At 73.7% G+C, this 17,024-nt stretch carries 19 protein-coding genes and 1 pseudogene; 7 read left to right on the top strand and 13 right to left on the bottom strand.

The window, feature by feature from the left end; genetic code table 11:
* Positions 1-8 precede the first annotated feature (8 nt).
* From ACIP4Y_RS05250 to ACIP4Y_RS05230, 5 genes are read left to right on the top strand one after another with little or no spacing between them, the layout of a single operon-like run.
* A complete protein-coding gene (locus tag ACIP4Y_RS05250) occupies positions 9-1,253 on the top strand; it encodes an ADP-ribosylglycohydrolase family protein (protein WP_401387902.1) in 1,245 nt (414 codons plus the stop codon).
* Positions 1,241-2,602: an ADP-ribosylglycohydrolase family protein gene (locus tag ACIP4Y_RS05245; RefSeq protein ID WP_401387899.1), complete on the top strand. Its 1,362-nt coding sequence runs from the start codon at positions 1,241-1,243 to the stop codon at positions 2,600-2,602. The genes ACIP4Y_RS05250 and ACIP4Y_RS05245 overlap by 13 nt, the downstream gene beginning before the upstream one ends.
* Positions 2,599-3,492: a ribokinase gene (rbsK, locus tag ACIP4Y_RS05240; RefSeq protein ID WP_358637394.1), complete on the top strand. Its 894-nt coding sequence runs from the start codon at positions 2,599-2,601 to the stop codon at positions 3,490-3,492. The genes ACIP4Y_RS05245 and rbsK overlap by 4 nt, the downstream gene beginning before the upstream one ends.
* Positions 3,489-4,712 (top strand): CaiB/BaiF CoA transferase family protein, encoded by a 1,224-nt coding sequence (locus ACIP4Y_RS05235; protein ID WP_401387895.1) that lies wholly within the window; start codon positions 3,489-3,491, stop codon positions 4,710-4,712. Before rbsK ends, ACIP4Y_RS05235 begins: the two co-directional genes overlap by 4 nt.
* Positions 4,709-5,521 carry an HpcH/HpaI aldolase/citrate lyase family protein gene (locus ACIP4Y_RS05230; protein WP_401387892.1) on the top strand — a complete coding sequence of 271 codons (813 nt, stop codon included), beginning with the start codon at positions 4,709-4,711 and terminating at the stop codon, positions 5,519-5,521. The genes ACIP4Y_RS05235 and ACIP4Y_RS05230 overlap by 4 nt, the downstream gene beginning before the upstream one ends.
* 64 nt (positions 5,522-5,585) lie before the next feature.
* Here ACIP4Y_RS05230 and lgt read toward each other — a convergent pair whose 3' ends face one another.
* The 11 genes from lgt to hisI form a co-directional block, all read right to left on the bottom strand.
* On the bottom strand, positions 5,586-6,533 hold the full coding sequence (gene lgt / locus ACIP4Y_RS05225) for a prolipoprotein diacylglyceryl transferase (RefSeq protein ID WP_401387889.1): 948 nt from the start codon (positions 6,531-6,533) through the stop codon (positions 5,586-5,588).
* Positions 6,534-6,615: 82 nt separating this feature from the next.
* The gene (locus ACIP4Y_RS05220) at positions 6,616-7,389 is read right to left on the bottom strand and encodes a DsbA family protein (protein ID WP_401387886.1); all 774 of its coding nucleotides are present in this window, start codon (positions 7,387-7,389) and stop codon (positions 6,616-6,618) included.
* A gap of 97 nt (positions 7,390-7,486) precedes the next feature.
* Complete coding sequence (trpA, locus tag ACIP4Y_RS05215) at positions 7,487-8,305, bottom strand: tryptophan synthase subunit alpha (RefSeq protein ID WP_401387884.1); 819 nt, start codon at positions 8,303-8,305, stop codon at positions 7,487-7,489.
* Entirely contained in the window at positions 8,302-9,585 is a 1,284-nt protein-coding gene (trpB, locus tag ACIP4Y_RS05210) for a tryptophan synthase subunit beta (protein ID WP_401387881.1), read from the bottom strand. The genes trpA and trpB overlap by 4 nt, the downstream gene beginning before the upstream one ends.
* A 78-nt stretch (positions 9,586-9,663) precedes the next feature.
* Complete coding sequence (gene trpM / locus ACIP4Y_RS05205) at positions 9,664-9,861, bottom strand: tryptophan biosynthesis modulator TrpM (RefSeq protein WP_401387878.1); 198 nt, start codon at positions 9,859-9,861, stop codon at positions 9,664-9,666.
* Between the two features lie 20 nt (positions 9,862-9,881).
* Positions 9,882-10,691: an indole-3-glycerol phosphate synthase TrpC gene (gene trpC / locus ACIP4Y_RS05200; protein ID WP_401387875.1), complete on the bottom strand. Its 810-nt coding sequence runs from the start codon at positions 10,689-10,691 to the stop codon at positions 9,882-9,884.
* A gap of 135 nt (positions 10,692-10,826) precedes the next feature.
* A complete protein-coding gene (locus tag ACIP4Y_RS05195; RefSeq protein WP_401387872.1) occupies positions 10,827-11,258 on the bottom strand; it encodes a DUF2752 domain-containing protein in 432 nt (143 codons plus the stop codon).
* A gap of 156 nt (positions 11,259-11,414) precedes the next feature.
* Complete coding sequence (locus ACIP4Y_RS05190; RefSeq protein WP_358637412.1) at positions 11,415-11,672, bottom strand: HGxxPAAW family protein; 258 nt, start codon at positions 11,670-11,672, stop codon at positions 11,415-11,417.
* 126 nt (positions 11,673-11,798) lie between these two features.
* A complete protein-coding gene (locus ACIP4Y_RS05185; protein WP_401387868.1) occupies positions 11,799-12,437 on the bottom strand; it encodes a TIGR02234 family membrane protein in 639 nt (212 codons plus the stop codon).
* A 52-nt stretch (positions 12,438-12,489) separates the two neighbouring features.
* Entirely contained in the window at positions 12,490-13,968 is a 1,479-nt protein-coding gene (locus tag ACIP4Y_RS05180) for an anthranilate synthase component I (protein ID WP_401387865.1), read from the bottom strand.
* A gap of 11 nt (positions 13,969-13,979) precedes the next feature.
* Positions 13,980-14,381: a phosphoribosyl-AMP cyclohydrolase gene (gene hisI, locus ACIP4Y_RS05175; protein ID WP_358637418.1), complete on the bottom strand. Its 402-nt coding sequence runs from the start codon at positions 14,379-14,381 to the stop codon at positions 13,980-13,982.
* Between the two features lie 77 nt (positions 14,382-14,458).
* On the opposite strand from hisI, the gene ACIP4Y_RS05170 reads away from it, so the two are divergent.
* Both ACIP4Y_RS05170 and ACIP4Y_RS05165 read left to right on the top strand, forming a co-directional pair.
* Positions 14,459-15,094, top strand: coding sequence for a TIGR03085 family metal-binding protein (locus ACIP4Y_RS05170; RefSeq protein WP_401387861.1), 636 nt, complete (start codon positions 14,459-14,461; stop codon positions 15,092-15,094).
* 11 nt (positions 15,095-15,105) lie between these two features.
* Positions 15,106-15,504: a VOC family protein gene (locus ACIP4Y_RS05165; protein WP_358637422.1), complete on the top strand. Its 399-nt coding sequence runs from the start codon at positions 15,106-15,108 to the stop codon at positions 15,502-15,504.
* 7 nt (positions 15,505-15,511) lie between these two features.
* Here the strand turns inward: ACIP4Y_RS05165 and ACIP4Y_RS05160 are convergent, their stop codons facing one another.
* Entirely contained in the window at positions 15,512-16,750 is a 1,239-nt protein-coding gene (locus ACIP4Y_RS05160) for an MFS transporter (protein WP_401387856.1), read from the bottom strand.
* A 43-nt stretch (positions 16,751-16,793) separates the two neighbouring features.
* Positions 16,794-17,005: pseudogene (locus tag ACIP4Y_RS05155) on the bottom strand (transcriptional regulator); the annotation flags it as partial.
* Positions 17,006-17,024: the final 19 nt, after the last annotated feature.

Raw genomic sequence — 17,024 nt, 5'->3', positions numbered from 1 at the left:
TTCGGGGCATGACGCCCGAATATCCAACACACCCCACACAACCCACAGAAACCGCAGTACCCGCAGAAGAACCCGCAGAAGGCACGCGACGGGGCGGCGGAAGCCCGCTCCCGCTCGCCGACCGCATCACCGCCGCCCTGGTCGGTGCCGCCGTCGGCGACGCCCTCGGCGGCCCGGTCGAGGGCTACTCCCCCGAGCAGATCGCCGAGCGGCACGGCGGCCGCGTCCGCGGCGTGGTCGGCCCCTGGCACGGCGACGCCTGGCGCACCGCCCGCCCCATCGCCCCGTACCACAAGGGCGATGGCCACGTCACCGACGACACCCTGATGACGCACGCGCTGATCCGGGTCTACGACCGCGTCCGCGACCACCTCGACGCGTACGCGATCGCCGAGCACCTGGTCCCGGACCTGATGACCACCCCCCGCTGGATCCCGGAGCTGGAGGCCGAGGCCCTGCCGCTGCACCGCCTCTTCCTCGCCGAGAAGTGGCTGGTGGCCCGGCTGGCCTACGGTCACGCCGACCCCCGGGAGGCGGGCGCCGGCAACATCGTCAACTGCGGCGCGGCGATGTACATGGCCCCGGTCGGCCTGGTCAACGCGGCCAACCCGGCCGCCGCCTACGCCGAGGCCCTGGACATCGCGGGCGCGCACCAGTCGTCGTACGGCCGTGAGGCGGCCGGGGTCCTCGCCGCCGCGGTGGCCGCCGCGGCCGCCCCGGGCGCGACCCCGGACTCGGTGGTGGGCGCCTGCCTGTCGCTGGCGAAGGACGGCACCCGCACGGCCATCGAGAAGGTCTGCGAAGTCGCCGCCCGGCACCGGGACTTCGAGTCGGCGCTCGGTCCGCTGCGCGCGGCGGTGGCGCCGTACGACACCGTCGGCCCGGACTACCGCGCCCCCTCCCTGGCCGCCCGCCGCCCCTCCCGGCTGCACTCCATCGAGGAACTCCCCGTCGCCCTGGGCATGTTGGTCGTGTCCGGCGGCGACTACCGGCAGGCCGTGCTCGGCTCGGTCAACTACGGCCGGGACTGCGACTCGATCGCCACGATGGCCGGTGCCCTCGCGGGCGCGCTCGGCTCGCCGGCGCCGGAGGAGTGGGCGAAGACGGTCGCGGACGCCAGCCGTCTGGACCTGTGGGCGCCGGCCCGGACGCTCACCGAGGTCGCGCGGGAGGTCTTCGACCGGGACGTGCGCCGCCGGCGCGCCCACGAGGAGGCGTTCACCGCGCTCGGAGGCCGGCCGTGCTCCGACTGACCTGGGTCCAGCCGGAGGACCTGCTGGGCCACGAGCTGCGCCAGGCCCGGCTGGACGGGCGCGAGCCGGCGGCGATCGAGGCGCGCTGGCGGGCGGCGGGCGGCCCGGACGCCCCGGAGCGGGCGGGCGCGTCCGCCTGCCGGGCGTCCCGCTACCTGCGGCTGCTGGCCGAGGACCTGCTGGACGAACTCGCCGATCTGCCCAGCCGGTTCGCCGAGGACGAGCCGACGGAACTGGAACGGATCACGTCCCAGTGCCCCGACTGGCCCGCCGGACGGTCCGCCACCGCACCGGACCCCCGCGCCCTGGAGGCCGCCTGGCTCGGCCGGGCCATCGGCTGCCTCCTCGGCAAACCCGTCGAGAAACTGCCCCTCGACGGCATCCGCGCCCTCGCCGAGGCGACCGGGAACTGGCCCCTCACCGGCTACTTCACCGCCCGCGGAGTCCCGGAGGACCTCCTGCGCGCCCACCCCTGGAACCGCCGCTCGGCCGCCACCTCGCTCGCCGAGAACATCGACGGCATGCCCCAGGACGACGACCTCGACTACCCGCTGCTCAACCTCCTGCTGCTCCAGCGCCACGGCAGGGACTTCACCACCGACGACGTGGCCCGGCTCTGGCTGGAGGAACTCCCGCCCGGCCGTACCTTCACCGCCGAGCGCCTCGCCCACCGCAACCTCCTCGCCGGCATCGAACCGCCGCACACGGCCCGCCACCGCAACCCGTTCCGCGAGTGGATCGGCGCCCTGATCCGTGCCGACGTGCACGGCTGGAGCAACCCCGGCGACCCGGCGGCCGCCGCCGGACAGGCGCACCGGGACGCGGTCCTCACCCACACCGCCAACGGCGTCTACGCGGCGATGTTCGCCGCCGCCGCCATCGCCACGGCCGCCACCGGCAGCCACGACGTGCACGCCTGCCTGCGCGCCGGCCGCGCGGTGGTCCCGGCCCGCTCCCGCCTGGCGCGGGCGATCGACCACGCCGTCCAACTGGCCGGGGACACCCGTGACTTCGACGAGGTCGTGGACCGGCTGCACGCCCGCTACGCCCCCGACCACCACTGGGTGCACGCCATCCCCAACACCGCTCTGATCGCCGCCGCCCTCACGCACGCCGACGGCGACTTCAGCGGCTCGGTCTGCCGTGCCGTGTCGGGCGGCTGGGACACCGACTCCAACGGTGCGACAGCCGGCAGCATCGCCGGGCTCCTCGCCGGCAGTCCCGACGCGCTCCCCGACCGCTGGCGGGCCCCGCTGAAGAACCGGCTCGCCACCACCGTCGCCGACTTCGACGGCACCGGCTTCGACACCCTCGCCCACCTCACCCACCTGGAGGCGACCCGCCCATGACCCATATCGTCGTCCTCGGCAGCACGAACATGGACCTCGTCACCTATGTCGGCAAGGCCCCGCAACGCGGGGAGACCGTGACGGGGCGGGAGTTCCGTACGATCCCCGGCGGCAAGGGCGCCAACCAGGCGATCGCCGCGGCCCGCGCCGGCGCCACCGTCTCGATGATCGGCGCGGTCGGCAACGACGCCTACGGCGTGCGGCTGCGCGACACCCTCGAACACTCCGGTGTGGACACCGACTTCCTGCGCACGGTGGAGGGTCCGTCCGGTACCGCGCACATCGTGGTCGACGACGAGGGCGGCAACGCGATCGTCGTCATCCCCGGCGCCAACGGCACGGTCGACCACCTCTCCCCCGGCGACGAGGGCCTGATCGCCACCGCCGACGCCCTGCTGCTGCAACTGGAGATCCCGCCGGCGGCCGTCGTCGCCGGCGCGGAGGCGGCCCGCCGGCACGGCGTCCGTACGGTCCTCACCCCGTCCCCGGTCCGCACGCTGCCCGCCGAACTCCTGCGGGCCACCGACCTGTTGGTGCCGAACGAGTACGAGGCCGTCACCCTCACCGGCCGCACCGACCCGCGCGAGGCCGCGGCCGCCCTGCTGGACCTGGTACCGGAGGTCGTCGTCACGCTGGGGGCCACGGGCTGCCTGTACCTGGCCCGGGGCGCCGAACCGCTGGTGATCCCCGCGCCGCACGTGACCGCCGTCGACTCCACCGGCGCCGGCGACACCTTCGTCGGCACGCTCGCGGTGGCCCTCGCCGAGGAGAAACCGGTACGCGAGGCCCTGTCCTGGGCGGCCGCCGCGGCGGCGATCTCCGTCCAGCGGGAAGGGGCGTCGGCGTCGATGCCGTACCGCCCGGAGATCGAGGCCCAGTACAGCGCATGAGTACGACGAGCACACCGAGTACGACGACTCGCACGACCCCGGCCCTGGACGGCCTGCGGGTGCTGGACCTGGCGACCCTCTTCGCCGGACCGATGGCCGCCACCCTGCTCGGGGACTTCGGCGCCGAGGTCATCAAGGTCGAGCATCCCGGGCGGCCCGACCCCTCCCGGGGCCACGGCCCCGCCAAGGACGGCGTCGGCCTGTGGTGGAAGGTGCTCGGCCGCAACAAGCGGACCATCACCCTCGACCTGTCCGCCCCCGGCGGCCGGACGACCCTGCTGCGGCTCGCCGCCACCGCCGACGTGGTGATCGAGAACTTCCGCCCCGGCACGCTGGAGAAATGGGACCTGGGCTGGCCCGAGCTGTCGGCGGCCAACCCCCGGCTGGTGCTCGCCCGGGTCACCGCCTTCGGCCAGTTCGGCCCGTACGCGCGCCGCCCCGGCTTCGGCACTCTCGCCGAGGCGATGAGCGGCTTCGCCGCGGTCACCGGCGAACCCGACGCGCCCCCGACCCTGCCGCCGTTCGGTCTCGCCGACTCGGTCGCGGGCCTGGCGACCGCCTACGCCGTGCTGACGGCGCTGGCCGCGCGCGAGCGCACCGGCGCGGGCCAGCTGGTCGACATGGCGATCATCGAACCGATCCTGTCCGTCCTCGGACCCCATCCCACCTGGTACGACCAGCTCGGCTACGTCCAGGAACGCACCGGGAACCGGTCCGCGAACAACGCCCCGCGCAACACCTACCGCACCGCCGACGGCACCTGGGTCGCCGTCTCCACCTCCGCGCAGTCGGTCGCCGAACGCGTGCTGCGCCTGGTGGGCCGCCCGGAGCTGATCGAGGAGCCGTGGTTCGCCACCGGCACGGACCGGGCCGCCCACGCCGACGTCCTGGACGAGGCGGTCGGCTCCTGGATCGCCACCCGCACCCGTGCCGAGGTGCTCGCGGCCTTCGAGAAGGCGGAGGCCGCGGCGGCACCCGTCCAGGACGTGCGGGACGTCCTCGCGGACCCCCAGTACCAGGCCCTGGGCACGGTCACCACCGTCGACGACCCGGAGCTGGGCCCGCTGCGCATGCAGAACGTCCTCTTCCGGCTCTCCGCCACGCCCGGCGCGATCCGCTGGGCCGGTCGCCCGCACGGCGCCGACACGGACGCCGTCCTCACCGAACTGGGCCTCGCCCCGGCCGACATCGCGGCCCTGCGCGCGGAGGGCGCCCTGTGACCCGCACCCCGCTCACCTGGCTCTACGCCCCCGGCGACCGTCCGCACGTGGTGGCCAAGGCCCTCGCGGCGGGCGCCGACGTGGTCGTCGTCGACCTGGAGGACGCGGTCGCCCCGGAGCGCAAGGAGTACGCCCGCGCGGCCACCGCGGAACTCCTCACGCAGCCGCAGCCGGTCCCGGTGCACGTCCGCGTCAACGCCCTGGACGGCCCCTGGGCCGCCGCCGACCTCACCGCCCTGGCCGGCCTGCCGGGCCTGTCCGGGCTGCGGCTGCCGAAGGTGACGACCCCGGGCGAGGTACGGCAGGTCGCCGTGGCCACCCCGGTCCCCCTCTACGCGCTCCTGGAGTCGGCCCTCGGCGTCGAGCACGCCTACGCCATCGCCACCGCCCACCCCGCCCTGCGGGGCATCGCCCTGGGCGAGGCCGATCTCCGGGCCGACCTGGGGGTACGGGCGGAGGCGGGCCTGGACTGGCCGCGCTCCCGGGTGATCGTCGCCGCGCGGGCGGCGGGCCTGGCCCCGCCGTCGCAGACCGTCCATCCGGACATCCGCGACCTCGACGGGCTGGCCGCCTCCTGCGCCCACGGCCGCGCCCTCGGGTTCCTGGGGCGCGCCGCGATCCACCCCCGTCAACTGCCGGTGATCGAGCGGGCCTACCTGCCCACGGAGGCCGAGATCGAACACGCGGAGACGGTCATCAAGGCGGCGGCGGCGAACGCGGGCGCGCAGGCCCTGCCCGACGGCCGCTTCATCGACGCGGCGGTGGTCGCGACGGCCCGGCGCACGCTGTCGCTGGCGGACCGCACCTGACCTCCGGCACGCACGGAGGGCGCCCGGAAAGCTCCGGGCGCCCTCGGTGTCGCAGGACCGGTGGTCAGCTCTTCTTGGCCGACTCCGCCTCGTCCTCCGCCTCGTCGTCCGCCTCGTCCTTCGGAGACTTCTCGGAGGCGCCGGCCTTCCCCTCGCCCTCGGCGGCGGCTTCCGTACCCTCGGCCGAACCGGCGGAGACCCCCGGCTCGACGACGGCTTCCCGCCCCGGCCTCTTCTTCGCCGACACCACCATGTACACCACGGCCAGCACGAAGACGACCAGCGCGGTCCAGACGTTGAGCCGGATGCCCAGGATGTGGTGGGCGTCGTCCACCCGCAGGTACTCGATCCAGCCGCGGCCCGCGCAGTACGCGGCGACGTACAGGGCGAACGCCCGGCCATGGCCCAGCCTGAAGCGGCGGTCCGCCCAGATGACCAGCAGACCCACGCCGATGCACCACAGGGACTCGTAGAGGAAGGTCGGGTGGTAGTAGCCCGGGACCCGGCCGCCCTCGGCGGAGGTGATGTGCAGCGCCCAGGGGAGGTGCGTCTCGTGGCCGTACAGCTCCTGGTTGAACCAGTTGCCCCAGCGGCCGATGGCCTGCGCGAAGGCGATACCGGGCGCGACGGCGTCGGCGTAGGCGGGCATCGGGACGCCCCGGCGGCGCGCGCCGATCCACGCGCCGAGCGCGCCGAGCGCGATCGCGCCCCAGATGCCCAGGCCGCCCTCCCACACCTTGAAGGCGTCCACCCAGTCACGGCCCTCGCTGAAGTACAGCTCGTAGTCCGTGATCACGTGGTAGAGCCGGCCGCCGACCAGGCCGAACGGTACGGCCCAGACGGCGATGTCGGCGACCGTGCCGGACTGCCCGCCGCGGGCGATCCAGCGCTTGTTGCCGAACCAGACGGCAACGAAGACGCCGATGATGATGCAGAAGGCGTAGCCGCGCAGCGGGATGGGGCCGAGGTACAGCACCCCGTGCGACGGGCTGGGGATGTAGGCAAGGTTCATGGCAAGTCCGACGCTACCGTGCCGGGCCGTGGGGACGGCAAGCAGCCCGGCTACGGGTCCATAACGGGGGCGTGAGAAACGCTTACCCGCGGTCGGCGGCCTCCACCATCTGCTTGAGCTTGGCCGGGGTCATCGTCTGGTCCTGGTAGATGTTCTTGCCGCCGAGCAGGACGGTGGGCGTACCCGTGAAGCCGCCGGTGCGGAAGGCCTGCTGGGACTTGTTCACCCAGGCGTCGTGCGTGCCGTCGTCGACGCACTTGCGGAAGGCGGGCGTGTCCAGGCCGCTCACCTTGCCCGCCAGCTCGATGAGCTTGCCGTTGTTCGCGAACGCGTCGTCGGTCTCCTTGGGCTGGTTCGCGTACAACACGTCGTGGTAGTCGCGGAACTTGCCCGCGTCCTGGGCGCAGGCCGCGGCGTTGGCGGCGCGCAGCGAGCCGCTGCCGCCGAGGTTGCCGTCGATCAGCCGGACCAGGTGGTAGTCGACTCTGAGCTTGCCGGCGTCGGCCAGTTCGTGGAGCACCGGCCGGTACGCCGCCTCGAAGGCCTGGCAGGCCGGGCAGCGGAAGTCCTCCCAGACGGTGAGCGTCGACTTGGCGCCGTCCTTGCCGACCGGGATCGCAAGGCCGTCCTTGCCCTGCGCACCCGAGGGGGCCACGGCCGGGCCCGCGCTGCTCTTCTCCTCCTTGCCGGCGTTCGCGGCGAGCACGCCGATCACCGCCGCGAGGCCCAGGACGCAGACGACGCTCGCGCCCACGATCAGCGTGCGCCGCCGCTTCTCCGCGGCCCTCTGCTTCTCGCGCTCGACCGCCAGCCGCTCCCGGGCGGTGCGCTTTCCGTCACGGTTCTTCTCGCTCACACCCCCAGAACGAACCGGGGAGGCGCAACGCGCCTCCCCGGACCGAGGTCCACTCGTTCGAGTGACCGAATGTTCTGATAGGGAAAGTGACCTGCGCTTACGCCAGTCCGCGCACGCCCTTGGCCAGCTCCCCGGCCAGCTCACGGACCGCCGCGACACCGCAGGCGTGGTCCGGCGCGTCCAGCATCCGCTTCACGAACGCCGAACCGACGATCACCCCGTCGGCGAAGCCGGCGACCTCGGCGGCCTGGGCCCGGCTGGAGACGCCGAGTCCGACGCAGACGGGCAGGTCGGTGCCGGTGCCGCGGGTGCGCCGGACCAGGTCCTGGGCCTGCGCGCCGACCGACTCACGGGTGCCGGTGACACCCATGAGGGAGGCGGCGTAGACGAAGCCGCTGCCCGCCGCGGTGATCTGGGCGAGCCGCTCGTCCTTGCTGCTCGGCGCCACCACGAAGACCGTCGCCAGGCCGTGCTTCTCGGCGTGCTCCCGCCACAGCGCGGACTCCTGGACCGGCAGGTCGGGCAGGATGCACCCCGCACCGCCCGCCTCGGCCAGCTCTGCGGTGAAGCGCTCCACGCCGTAGCGGTCGATGGGGTTCCAGTACGTCATGACGAGCACCGGCTTGCCCGTGGCCTCGTGGGCCTCCCGAACCGTGCGCATCACGTCGGCGATCTTCACCCCGCCCCGCAGGGCGATGTCGTCGGCGGTCTGGATGACCGGGCCGTCGAGGACCGGGTCGCTGTGCGGCAGGCCGACCTCGACGATGTCGGCGCCGCCGTCGAAGGCGGCCTTGACCGCGTCGATGCCGCCGTCCACGGTCGGGAAGCCGGCCGGGAGGTAGGCGATGAGCGCGGAGCGGCCCTCGGCCTTGGCGGCCGCGAGGGTGTCGGTCAGCAGCTGGACGTTTCCGCTCACTTGGCGTCCCCCTCGATCTCGGCGGTGTCGGCTTCGTTGGCGGCCACCTCGGCGTCGGTGTCGTAGAGGCCGAAGTAGCGGGCGGCGGTGTCCATGTCCTTGTCGCCGCGGCCGGACAGGTTGACGACGATCAGGCCGTCCTTGCCCAGCTCCCTGCCGACCTCCAGGGCGCCGGCCAGCGCGTGGGCGCTCTCGATGGCCGGGATGATGCCCTCGGTCCGCGACAGCAGGCGCAGCGCCTGCATGGCGGCGTCGTCGGTGATCGCGCGGTACTCGCCGCGGCCGGAGTCCTTCAGGTAGGAGTGCTCGGGGCCGATGCCCGGGTAGTCCAGACCGGCGGAGATCGAGTACGGCTCGGTGATCTGGCCCTCCTCGTCCTGCAGGACGTAGGACCGGGAGCCGTGCAGGATGCCGGGCTCGCCGGCGGTGAGGGTGGCCGCGTGCTCGCCGGTCTCGATGCCGTGTCCGGCGGGCTCGCAGCCGATGAGGCGGACGCCCTCGTCGGGGATGAAGGCGTGGAAGAGGCCGATGGCGTTGGAGCCGCCGCCGACGCAGGCGACGGCCGCGTCCGGGAGACGGCCGGCCCGCTCCAGGAGCTGGCGGCGGGCCTCGACGCCGATGACCCGGTGGAAGTCGCGGACCATGGCCGGGAAGGGGTGCGGGCCGGCGACCGTACCGAACAGGTAGTGGGTGTGGTCGACGTTGGCGACCCAGTCCCGGAACGCCTCGTTGATGGCGTCCTTGAGGGTGCGGCTGCCGGACTTCACGGCGACGACCTCGGCGCCGAGCATGCGCATCCGGGCCACGTTGAGGGCCTGGCGCTCGGTGTCGATCTCGCCCATGTAGATGGTGCAGTCGAGGCCGAACAGCGCGCAGGCGGTGGCCGTGGCGACACCGTGCTGGCCGGCGCCGGTCTCGGCGATGACCCGGGTCTTGCCCATCCGCTTGGTGAGCAGGGCCTGGCCGAGCACGTTGTTGATCTTGTGGGAGCCGGTGTGGTTGAGGTCCTCGCGCTTGAGGAACACCCGTGCGCCACCGGCGTGTTCGGCGAAACGGGGCACCTCGGTGAGCGCCGACGGACGGCCGGTGTAGTTGACCAGCAGGTCGTCGAGCTCGCGGGCGAACTCGGGGTCGTGCTTGGCCTTGTCGTACTCGACGGCGACCTCGTCCACGGCGGCGACGAGGGCCTCCGGGATGAACTTGCCGCCGAACGCGCCGAAGTAGCCCTCGGCGCTGGGGATCTGACCCTCCGGGTCGGGGATGAAGAAATCGCTGGGCATGCGGAAAACCTCACGGTGAGTGGGTGCAAAGACACTGTTCGCCGTGGGGGCGGGAATTCCTTGGGCGGCTGCGGGCCGTCAGTGGCCCGTCGCGCAGTTCCCCGCGCCCCTGACGGGGCGCTGCCATCGACGCCCGTTCACCTGTCCCGGTTCGTCGCCGATGACGTACCGCACGCGACGGCCGTGTACGCGGCGCGCGGGTGCACGGCAGCCGCGCGGGCGGCAACCGCGCGCCAGGCGCGCGTGCCGGTCCACGGTCGTCACGAGGAGAGTCATCGGCGCCAAGCTTAGCGGGATCAGCCGCGACCGTGCCGCAGTGCCGGGTGTTCGCCCGCCGCCACCAGGTCGGCCACCGCCGCCTTGGGGTCACGGCCGGTCACCAGGGACTCGCCGACCAGCACGGCGTCGGCGCCGGCGTTGGCGTAGGCGATGAGGTCGTGCGGGCCGCGGACGCCGGACTCGGCGACCTTGACGATGCCGTCGGGGATCTCCGGGGCGAGCCGCTCGAACGTGCCGCGGTCGACCTCCAGCGTCTTCAGGTTGCGCGCGTTGACGCCGATGACCTTGGCGCCCGCGTCCACCGCACGCTCGACCTCGTCCTCGTCGTGCACCTCGACGAGCGGGGTCAGGCCGATGGACACCGCCCGCTCGATCAGCGACTCCAGGGCCGGCTGGTCCAGGGCGGCCACGATCAGCAGCGCGAGGTCGGCGCCGTACGCGCGGGCCTCCCACAGCTGGTACGACGTGACGATGAAGTCCTTGCGCAGGACGGGGATGTCGACCCGGGAGCGCACGGCCTCCAGGTCGGCGAGCGAGCCGCCGAAGCGGCGCTCTTCGGTGAGGACGGAGATGACGGCCGCACCGCCCGCCTCGTAGTCCGCGGCGAGTCCGGCCGGGTCGGCGATCGCCGCCAACGCGCCCTTGGAGGGGCTCGAGCGCTTGACCTCGCAGATCACCTTGACGCCGTCGCCCTTGAGCGCGGCCACCCCGTCCTTGGCGGCGTGGGCCTTGGCCGCGCGCTCCTTGAGCTCGTCGAGGGTGACGCGTGCCTGCCGCTCCGCGAGGTCGGCACGGACTCCGTCGATGATCTCGTCGAGCACACTCACGCGAGCGGCCCCCTTCCAGACGGTGGTTCCTTCGAGGTTTTGAAAACCTGTGGTCAATGCGATGGTATCCGCAGGAGGGCCGAGGCTTCGCATCCGGCCGAGAGCGGTCCCACTACCTGGACATTCGTCATTCGATCAAGGTCGGAGCCAGCCACCGAACGGCAGGTTCCGGACGACGGTGAAGACCAGCAGGACCGCGCCGAGGGCCCACAGCCGGGCCGGTCCGAGGTCGATCCGCAGCGGCCGGCCGCGTGCCGCGCGGACCACCCAGACGGTCCACAGCACGGCGAAGCCCAGGTAGGCGGCCACGCCGAGCGCGTTGTCGCGCAGGGCGGCGAGCAGATCACCGTGCACGAAGGCGTGCGCGCTGCGCAGCCCGCCGCAGCCCGGGCAGTACAGCCCGGTGAGCCGGTAGAGCGGGCAGACGGGGTAGTGACCGGGTTCGCCCGGGTCGACGGCACCGACGTACCCGAAGGCCCCGGCGACGGCCCCGAGCACGCCCGCCGGGACGGCGACCCGCCGCCAGACGGGCACGAGGGACGGAACCGGACGGCTGTAGGCGTTCACGCGGGCATTCTGCCCCGGCGGACGCAGGCCTGCCCGCCCGGCCGCGGCAAGCGGCCCAACCCCGCCCGGCCGCACCACCGGCACGGGTTACGGCCCACGCGAAAAGGCGGTCCGCATCCCAGGGATGCCGGACCGCCCGCGCGGAAAACCCGTGGCTCAGCTCTCCGCGGCCACCGGCTCGCGGGTGGCCGCGGGCGCAGCGTGCGGCAGGGCCCGTGACTGCTTCGGCTGGCCGAGACCCATGGCGCGCATGATGGCACCGACCACACCACCGAGGACCGTGATGACCATGCCGGCCCAGAAGCCGACGGGCTGGGCCATCACCATGAAGGCACCCGCGACGCAGAAACCGATGAAGGCGATGATGACACCGGTCCAGGCGGCCGGGGTGTGACCGTGGCTGCTGCCCGCCATGACTTGCTCCTCGTTGCTGTCTGTGTGTCGTACGAGCCGGACGCTCGCCGTCCATTGTCCCGTACGCGCACGCGTGCCGGACGCGGGGGTGGCGTCTGGTTCACCACATCGGTCCCACCGGATCGGTCAGGCGCCCGTCGGGTCCTCGCCGCGGTCCAGGGCCTTCCAGATCTCCTCGGGCCGGTCGGGGTCGGCCGGCCGGGCCGTGCGCCGCGGCCGGGCGGTGCCGCGTTCGTAGCGCCCGGACATCGCGGGCCACAGGCTGCCGTAGCGCAGGGCGAGCAGTCCGGCGAACAGGATCAGCACGCCGCCGGCGGCCGCGACGTAGGGCCAGCCGGTGTGGGTGAGCGCGGCGACCGTGGCGGAGGTGTCGCCGCTCGCCTTGGCTGCCTCCTCGTCCAGGGCGGAGCCGTCGGAGGCGGCCACCAGGGCCGCGGTGACGATCCCGGCGCCGGACAGCGCGAGCAGCCCGGAGACGAGGACCCGGCCGGCCCTGCGGACGGCGAAGACGGCGACGAGGGCGGCGAGGCCCACTATGGCGAGGGCCGCGGGGACGCCCGTGACGTCGCTGCCCTTGGCGGTCAGCGGGAACGCGCCGCCGGCCACCGTCGCGGTGCCCTCCGCCCAGCGCTGCCGGGTCGCGAGCAGCGCCACGGCCGCGCCGAGCGCGCCGCACAGGAGGGCCACGGCGAGGCTCCGCCGGCCGGACCGGGCGGACGCGGCGGCTTCGGAACGGGGGTGAGGTACGGCAGTCACGTACTCCACTATCGCCTGAACGCCGGGTGAACCGTCACCCGGGGTTCGTATGAGAAGCGCCCTATCGCCCGAGGCGGTTCGCGGTGTGCACCGCCCGCAGCACCGCGGCCGCCTTGTTGCGGCACTCCTGGTCCTCCGCGACCGGGTCGGAGTCGGCGACGATGCCGGCGCCCGCCTGGACGTAGGCGGTGCCGTCGCGGAGCAGGGCCGTACGGATGGCGATGGCGGTGTCGGAGTCGCCGGCGAAGTCCAGGTAGCCGACGCAGCCGCCGTACAGGCCGCGCCGGGAGGGCTCCAGCTCGTCGATGATCTGCATCGCGCGGGGCTTGGGGGCGCCGGACAGGGTGCCCGCCGGGAAGCACGCGGTGAGCACGTCGAAGGCGGTGCGGCCGGGCGCCACCGTGCCGGTGACGGTGGAGACGATGTGCATCACGTGCGAGTAGCGCTCGACGGACATGAAGTCGACCACCTCGACCGAGCCGGGCTCGCAGACCCGGCCGAGGTCGTTGCGCCCGAGGTCGACCAGCATCAGGTGCTCGGCGCGCTCCTTGGGGTCGGCGAGCAGTTCCTCGGCGAGGGCCTGGTCCTCCTGCGGGGTGGCCCCGCGGTGCCGGGTGCCGGCGATGGGGTGCACCATCGCGCGCCCGTCCTCGACCTTCACCAGCGCTTCCGGGGAGGAGCCGACGACGTCGAACCCGTCGAAGCGGAAGAGGTACATGTACGGCGAGGGGTTGGTCGCCCGCAGCACCCGGTAGACGTCCAGGGCGCTCGCCGTGCACGGGGTCTCGAAGCGCTGGGAGGGCACGACCTGGAAGGCCTCGCCCGCGCGGATGCGTTCCTTGACGTCCTCGACGGCCCGCTGGAAGTCGGGGCCGCCCCACAGGGCGGTGTACTCGGGCAGCTCGGAGGGCGGCAGGTGGACCGGGGGCTGGGCGACCGGGCGGGACAGGTCCGCCTCCATGGCGTCCAGGCGGGCCACGGCGTCCGCGTACGCCTCGTCGACGCCGGTGTCCAGGTCGTTGTGGTTGATCGCGTTGGCGATCAGCAGGACCGAGCCCTCCCAGTGGTCCATCACCGCGAGGTCGCTGGTGAGCAGCATGGTCAGCTCGGGCAGCCGCAGGTCGTCGCGCTCGCCGGGGCCGATCTTCTCCAGGCGGCGGACGATGTCGTAGCCCAGGTAGCCGACCATGCCGCCGGTGAAGGGCGGCAGGCCCCCCTGGTGCGGGGTGTGCAGTGTCTGGAGGGTGGCGCGCAGGGCCGCGAGGGGGTCGCCGTCGGTGGGGACGCCGACGGGCGGGGTGCCCAGCCAGTGGGCCTGCCCGTCCCGGGCGGTGAGCGTGGCGGCGCTGCGGACGCCGACGAAGGAGTAGCGGGACCAGGAACGGCCGTTCTCCGCGGACTCCAGCAAGAAGGTGCCGGGTCGCTCGGCGGCCAGCTTGCGGTAGAGCGCGACCGGGGTGTCGCCGTCGGCGAGGAGCTTGCGCGTGACCGGGATGACACGCCGGTCGGTGGCCAGCTTGCGGAAAGTCTCCAGTTCCATGGCCGCTGACCTTACTGACCGGAGCCGGGTGCGCCGGAACCGGCGCCCTCGATCAGCACGTCCGCGTCGAAGCAGGTGCGCGCGCCGGTGTGGCAGGCGGCACCCACCTGGTCGACCTTGACCAGCAGGGTGTCGGCGTCACAGTCCAGCGCGACCGACTTCACCCACTGGACGTGGCCGGAGGTGTCGCCCTTGACCCAGTACTCCCGGCGGCTGCGGGACCAGTAGGTGCAGCGGCCGGTGGTCAGGGTCCGGTGCAGCGCCTCGTCGTCCATCCAGCCGAGCATGAGCACCTCGCCGGTGTCGTACTGCTGGGCGATGGCGGGGACGAGCCCGTCGGCGCTGCGCTTGAGCCGCGCGGCGATCTCCGGGTCGAGGCTGCTGGGCCGGGGGCTGCCGGTCGTACTGGTCATGGGTGCCATTGTGCCGCGCGGCACCGACAGCGCGGCCGTGGCGTCCATTGTGCGGACCCTCGTCGTAGGCTGACAGCATGTCGACCTTTGCCAAGCGTGAACGGCTTCTTCTCGCCGACCTCTTGGAAACCGTCGGTCCCGACGCCGGGACCCTCTGCGAGGGCTGGCGGACCCGGGACCTGGCCGCCCACGTGATCGTCCGCGAGCGCCGCCCGGACGCGGCCGGGGGCACGCTGATCAAGCAGCTCGCGCCGCGCCTGGAGAAGGTGATGGCCGAGTACACCGCGAAGCCGTACGAGGAGCTGATCCAGCTGATCCGTACCGGCCCGCCGCGGTTCTCGCCCTTCCAGCTCAAGCAGGTCGACGAGGCGGCCAACATCGTGGAGTTCTACGTCCACACGGAGGACGTCCGCCGCGCCCAGCCGGACTGGGCGCCCCGCGAGCTGGACCCCGTCTTCCAGGACGCGCTGTGGTCCCGGCTGGAGCGGATGGCGCGGCTGATGGGCCGGGGCGTGCCGACGGGTCTGGTGCTGCGCCGGCCGGACGGGCAGACGGCGGTGGCGCACCGGGGCACCCCGGTGGTCACGGTGACCGGTGAGCCGTCGGAGCTGCTGTTGTTCGCGTACGGCCGGCAGAACGCGGCCAGGGTGGATCTGGACGGCGACGCGGAGGCGATCGACCGGCTGCACGAGTCCCGGCAGCTGGGCATCTGAGGGACCGGCCCATGATCAAGGTCGCGATGACCGGCGTGTTCGTGGACGACGTGGCGACGGCGCACGCCTTCTACACCGACGTCCTGGGCTTCGAGACCCGCACCCACATGGACCTCGGCGACGGCACCCTGTTCGTGACGGTCGGCGCGCCGGACGGGGCCCAGCCGGATCTCCAGCTGCTGCTGGAGCCCGGCCAGGGCCCGATCGCGGAGCCGTACCGCCGGGCGCTGTACGAGGCGGGGCTGCCGTGCATCGTCTTCTCCGTGGACGACATCCGGGCCGAGTACGAGCGGCTGAGCGGCCTCGGCGTCCGCTTCACGCATCCGCCCCAGGAGCAGGGCCCGATGCTGGCGGCGGTGTTCGACGACTCGGTGGGCAATCTGGTGCAGCTGGTCCAGCCCCACGGGTGAGGCGCGGTCAGCCGGGGAGTTCGGCGCGGCGCAGGCCCGGTACGGCGAGGGCGACGACCCCGCCGAGGCCGCAGACGGCGGCGCTGACGACGTAGACCGGGCCGAGTCCCCAGGTGCCGATCGCGGCGGCGGCGAGCGGCATGCTGAGCGGGGTGAGGCCGAGGCTGACCAGGCTGGAGACGGAGGTGACCCGGCCGAGGTAGGCGGGGTCGGCCTGGGTCTGCAGCAGGGCGCCGCACATCGCGCCGCTCAGGCCGGTGAGCAGGCCGACGAGTACCGCCGTACCGACGGCGGCCGGGAGGGCCGGGACGTAGGCGAGGGCGCCGACGGCCACCGAGCCGGTGATGATGGCGTACCCCGCGACCAGTCCCGCCCGGGGCAGCCGGCCCCGGACGGTGAGCAGCAGCGAGGCGGCTCCCGCGCCGGCGCCGAACCCGGCCAGCACCCAGCCCATCCCGGAGGCGCCCCAGCCGCGCCGGTCGGCGAGCAGGGTCAGACCGACGTTCAGGGGGCCGACGAAACCCAGGTCGCCGAGGGCGATGGCGAGCATCAGCGGGCCGAGGACCCGGTGCCGCCGGACGTACCGCAGGCCGGCCGCGAGGTCGCTCCGGGCGCTCCGTGCCGCGCGGGGGGTGTCGTCCTCCGGCAGTTCCCGTACGCGTACGGAAACCAGCAGCGGCACCGAGACGGCGATGAGCGCCCCGGCGACGGCGAAGGCGGCCGGGGCGCCGCCGAGGGCCACGCCGAGACCGCCGAGCGGGGCGCCCACGACGCTCGCGCAACGGATGGCGAGGCCGCGCATGCCCTGGACGCGGGCGAGCTGGTCCTTGCCGGTGATCCGGGCCGGCAGGGCGCCCACGGCGGGCATGAACACGGCGTCGACGGCGCCGAAGACCACCGCCAGCAGGGCGAGCGGCCACAGGCCGGGGCTGGTGAAAAACAGCAGGGCGGCCACGGCGAGGACGGCACCGCACCGTACGGCGTCACTGCCGATCACGACGCGTCTCGGTCCCAGCCGGTCGGCGATCACTCCCCCGCCGAGCATCAGCAGGGCCCTGGGCAGGGCGCTCGCCGACATCACGAGCCCGGCCTGCGCGGGGGTGCCGGCCTGGACGGCGGCCCAGGACAGGGCGAGGTAGTAGACGCTGTCGCCCAGCATCGAGGCGGTGTAGGCACCGAGCCAGCGCAGGACGTTCGGATCGCGGTGGGCCTGCGCGGCCACCGGCGGCGCCAGCGTGGCGGTCACGGAAGGGGGTCCTCTCAGACGCGGGAGTCAGACGCGGGAGTCGGACGCGGAACGGGAAGCCGTACACATGCAGTGCGACATGCTCACGCCCATCGGCGCCCCCGGCCGCCTCGCGGGCCCACGCGCTGCTCCAGGAAGAGCCGCGAGGCGGCCAGACGCGCCGCCACCTTCTCCGGTGCGTCCTGGAAAGTCCTCGTCCCGGATGGAGACACCCTCGGACGACGCCCGCCACCACCGCTCACGCGCGTCCGCGCTGCCCCGGCCGGCCGGCCGG

Origin of the sequence: Streptomyces sp. NPDC088810, assembly GCF_044750305.1 — a bacterium.
GTDB lineage: Bacteria > Actinomycetota > Actinomycetes > Streptomycetales > Streptomycetaceae > Streptomyces.
The sequence above is the reverse complement of the archived record's forward strand: the minus strand, read 5'-3'. Positions and strand labels throughout refer to the sequence as shown.

What these genes read in the sequence shown, in the direction of transcription:
- ACIP4Y_RS05235 (WP_401387895.1), top strand. Translation starts at nt 3,489, where the DNA reads ATGAGTACGACGAGCACACCGAGTACGACGACTCGCACGACCCCGGCC.
- trpB (WP_401387881.1), bottom strand. Translation starts at nt 9,585, where the DNA reads ATGCCCAGCGATTTCTTCATCCCCGACCCGGAGGGTCAGATCCCCAGC.
- ACIP4Y_RS05165 (WP_358637422.1), top strand. Translation starts at nt 15,106, where the DNA reads ATGATCAAGGTCGCGATGACCGGCGTGTTCGTGGACGACGTGGCGACG.
- ACIP4Y_RS05190 (WP_358637412.1), bottom strand. Translation starts at nt 11,672, where the DNA reads ATGGCGGGCAGCAGCCACGGTCACACCCCGGCCGCCTGGACCGGTGTC.
- trpM (WP_401387878.1), bottom strand. Translation starts at nt 9,861, where the DNA reads ATGACTCTCCTCGTGACGACCGTGGACCGGCACGCGCGCCTGGCGCGC.
- hisI (WP_358637418.1), bottom strand. Translation starts at nt 14,381, where the DNA reads ATGACCAGTACGACCGGCAGCCCCCGGCCCAGCAGCCTCGACCCGGAG.
- rbsK (WP_358637394.1), top strand. Translation starts at nt 2,599, where the DNA reads ATGACCCATATCGTCGTCCTCGGCAGCACGAACATGGACCTCGTCACC.
- ACIP4Y_RS05250 (WP_401387902.1), top strand. Translation starts at nt 9, where the DNA reads ATGACGCCCGAATATCCAACACACCCCACACAACCCACAGAAACCGCA.
- lgt (WP_401387889.1), bottom strand. Translation starts at nt 6,533, where the DNA reads ATGAACCTTGCCTACATCCCCAGCCCGTCGCACGGGGTGCTGTACCTC.
- ACIP4Y_RS05180 (WP_401387865.1), bottom strand. Translation starts at nt 13,968, where the DNA reads ATGGAACTGGAGACTTTCCGCAAGCTGGCCACCGACCGGCGTGTCATC.
- ACIP4Y_RS05170 (WP_401387861.1), top strand. Translation starts at nt 14,459, where the DNA reads ATGTCGACCTTTGCCAAGCGTGAACGGCTTCTTCTCGCCGACCTCTTG.